We start from the raw sequence: 3797 nt of genomic DNA on the forward strand, positions 1-3797 counted from the left end.
CCAAAAAGGGTAAGGGTTTTTACTAACGTTCTCTCAGGGTGGGGCAAAATAAAGTCGGAATCGAAATACAGTGCCAACCCTTTCCACAGAAAGAGCAAAATAATCACCGCTGCAAAGCTTATGAGTTTATATCTATTGGTAGAAATTTTCATCTGGCAACTTCCCTCCTATTATATCAGGGCTCATTTGGTAAAAAATATTCAGGTACGAATCAATCTGTGCGCTTATGGTATTTGCCCTAACAAAATGTAGGTTCGACCGCGGAATAGCATTTGCAGCCACCTGATTATTAGGCAATATATTATACTTCACTATAAGATTTGCCGCGCTATCGGGATACTGATTAACCCATTGGGTTGAATAGTGATAGCTCTGCATAACCTTTTCAACGAGTTCTTTACTATTTTTAGTTAGTTCGCCCTTAACTATAAATGCCGTTTGCGCAATGGGTATATCCAAAACCTTATTCCACTCGGCATTCAAATCGAAAATTGATTTAACCTTGGTATTACGCTGCATTACAAGGCTAACCAATGGTTCCGATATTACCCCTAATTTTGCCTGCTCGGCTGCCACCGCATTGGCCAAATCAATATGGGTAGGGAAACTGTAATCGAGCGTAACATCATTATCCGGATCCAATCCATGCTGCATTAACAGGTACCGAAAAAGCACATCGGGAGTCATACCCTTCGCCATAACGTTTATTCTTTTTCCCCTTAAATGTTCCCATTGGGTTATGGATGTATCGTTACCAAAAAGATATAAAGTTCCCCAAACCGGAATAGCTAAGAGCCTATAATCAATTCCTTTATTATATAGTATGGCTGCCATTGTGGTGGGAAGAATGGCAAAATCAGCAGTTCCATCAATTACCATTTTACGAATCTGGATGGGCTCGTTGAGGATTTCAACTTTAATATGGCTATCGCTTACCGTGCTTAAACTATCAATAAACTTTATCATTCCCATTGCTGATGGACCTTTTAAAGTGGCAATGGTAATGGTATCAGTCTGCTTTGGTTGATGTTGACAACCAAAAAAGATTAGATTAACAGCGAGTAGTAGTGGAAATATAATTCTCATTAACATGTTCTTATAAAATACAAAACTAATCAATTCATATCAATTTACAGACTAATTTATGTTCATAAACATTTTGTAATAAAATAAATTAAGCATATCTTTGTTAAATAAATAACAATTGTAACTGTTGTTATAACTGAGAGGAGGAATTTATTCCGAATCAAGGTATAAAAAAAAATCAATAATCAATCTAATCCGGAGGTATTCTGATGGAAAAGAGAGTTGGAACTGCACTTATTCTTATTGAAAGCCGTGAAAACATAAAGCTTCTCAACGACATCATTTCGAAACATTCCCAAATTATTATTGGACGCCAAGGGCTCCCTCGCAGCACTGCCCAAAGTGTTATTTCGCTTGTTCTTGAAGGTACCACCGATGAAATTGGTTCGTTAACCGGCCAATTAGGCCGATTAAAAGGCATTCAAGTTAAATCAGTACTTTTAAAGAACATACAAAATGAATAGAACATGGTTACTGGTCCTGATATGTGCATTGGTAATATCGCACAATGTTAATTCACAGGACTTTCATTTGCAAGGAGTTGTAATCGACTCCATTTCGCAGGAAACATTAGAGGGTGTTGCCGTACAGGCTATCTCAACTAATGCTAAGGGAAAAGATTTTTTTGCCGTTACCAACGTGAATGGCAAATTCCTATTCAACCTGCCTGCCGACAGCTACACAATTAACCTAAGTATAATAGGTTATGCACCAGCGCAACAAACGGTTAACGTTGCCAGAAATTCAAAACTTACCTTTACGCTCACACCACAGCCCATCCCGTTAGGCGAGGTTGTGGTATCAAGTTTTAGGATAAACCGCACCATTAAGCAACTGCCAACACCACTTGCCGTGGTTGGAAAACAGGATTTCCAGCAGCAGTCGGCCATTTCACTTTCGAACGTGCTATCCAACGAGCCGGGCATTGCAATGGGTAGCGATGGCGTTTGGGCAACAAACATTAATATACGCGGTTTGGGCGAAAACAGATTGGTTACGCTGGTTGACGGCTTTAGGGTTGAGACAGCAACCGACCTCACCGCATCGCTCTCAATGGTTGATCTGAATGATGTTGAGCGAGTTGAAGTGGTTAAAGGTGCGCAATCGGCACTCTACGGCACAGGGGCAATGGGCGGAATTATTAACATCATAACTAAGGATGGATACTTCTCGAGCGAGCCTCATCTTTCGGGAAATATTATTGCCGGATATACTTCAGCAAACAGTGGCTACTCGGGCTACGCAAATATTAATACCGGAGCCGACAGATGGTATCTAAAGGTAAATGGTACGTATAGCGATGCGCAAAATATCAAAACACCTGAGGGAGAAATTCCCAACAGCCAGTTCAGATCCAATAATATAGCAGCACGGGCAGGTTTTAAACCTTTTAAGAATCACACTCTGAGGGCTCAATATCAGCGATACTGGGCAAACGATGTGGGAATACCGGGTGGAAGCACCTTTCCAGGTCCTGCCACAGCAACATACACCGATATTGGACGCCAACTATTCTCTGCTAGCTACGAAATAACAGACATTACCAGCACGTTCTCGTCGCTGAAGCTAAGCTACTTTAACCAGTATATTCTTCGCGATGTGCTACTATATCCCAATACCGTTACAGAGAGCCCCACACCTACAGGCGGCATACAAAAAGTTAGTCCTCAGTACTTCACTCCCACTGGTGAGCATCAAACCAATGGGCTACAGCTACAAGGCAGATGGGATTTTTATGAAAACAACACCTTTATTGCGGGTATTGATGCTTGGGCACGAGAACTCTACACCGAAAGAGAAAAATACATTACTGTTGAAGTTTTTAATCCTGCCGGCGACCTAATGGTTACCAATAATTTGGTACGAGGCGAAACCCCAACGCCAAAATCTACTTTTGGAACAGCAGGAATATTTGTACAGGATGAGAGCCGCCTACTGGATGATAAACTCACCCTAATAATAGGTGGTAGAGCCGATGGAATTCAAACTGAAAATGAGGAGAATTTCGATATTGATTATTTGATAGTAAATGGTGAACGTAATGATTCTCCACCCAACCAGCGTGTTACGTTCGAAGCGGGCAAGCAAAATCTGTTCTCGTGGAGTGCCAATGCTGGACTGCTTTACAGAGTTTTAAAAGAGATAGATCTCTCAGCAAGTTTTGCCCGTTCATTCAGAGCGCCATCGCTTGAGGAGAGTTTTAAGTTTATTGACTTAGGTAATCTTGTTCTCCTTGGCGACCCAACGCTTAAATCTGAAAGTGGTTACGCCACTGACCTGGGAGTAAGAATTTGGAAACAAAACTTCACCATGCAGGTTGATATTTTTGCCAACTGGATAAATAATATGATTGTTGAAACTCCAGGCGAATACATATACACCACAACAACCGGACCCTTAGCGGGTACTACAGATACTCTCCCCGCATTGGTAAACGCTAATGTTAGTTCGGCCATGCTTTACGGAACAGACATTAAATTTCAGTACAAAGCTACCAAAGGGTTGGTAATATTTGGTTCAGGTGCATACGTTAGAGGAAAAGATACCGAAGCAGATGAAAATCTACCTCAAATTCCACCCCTTAGGGGGCAATTTGGTTTGCGTTACAATATTGATAAAATTGGGACTATTGAGACAACTATTATGGGCGCAAGCAAGCAAGATAAAATCGCCGAAGGAGAAACTGCAACCGATGGTTATCATAGAATAGA

3 protein-coding genes are annotated in these 3797 nt (G+C 41.3%); 2 read left to right on the forward strand and 1 reads right to left on the reverse strand.

Annotated features, from left to right (window positions below; translation table 11 throughout):
• Positions 1-132: 132 nt before the first annotated feature.
• Complete coding sequence (locus LHW48_07490) at positions 133-966, reverse strand: ABC transporter substrate-binding protein (protein MCB5260298.1); 834 nt, start codon at positions 964-966, stop codon at positions 133-135.
• A gap of 329 nt (positions 967-1295) precedes the next feature.
• On the opposite strand from LHW48_07490, the gene LHW48_07495 reads away from it, so the two are divergent.
• On the forward strand, positions 1296-1550 hold the full coding sequence (locus LHW48_07495; GenBank protein ID MCB5260299.1) for a CopG family transcriptional regulator: 255 nt from the start codon (positions 1296-1298) through the stop codon (positions 1548-1550).
• A partial coding sequence (locus LHW48_07500; GenBank protein ID MCB5260300.1) for a TonB-dependent receptor occupies positions 1543-3797 on the forward strand: 2255 nt, incomplete at its 3' end. The genes LHW48_07495 and LHW48_07500, both read left to right, overlap by 8 nt.

This window comes from Candidatus Cloacimonadota bacterium (genome assembly GCA_020532355.1).
In the GTDB taxonomy this organism is placed as follows: domain Bacteria; phylum Cloacimonadota; class Cloacimonadia; order Cloacimonadales; family Cloacimonadaceae; genus UBA5456.

Bases quoted from the DNA above. Each gene is read 5' to 3' on its own strand.
- LHW48_07490 (MCB5260298.1), bottom strand. From the start codon at position 966: ATGATAAAGTTTATTGATAGTTTAAGCACGGTAAGCGATAGCCATATT.
- LHW48_07495 (MCB5260299.1), top strand. From the start codon at position 1,296: ATGGAAAAGAGAGTTGGAACTGCACTTATTCTTATTGAAAGCCGTGAA.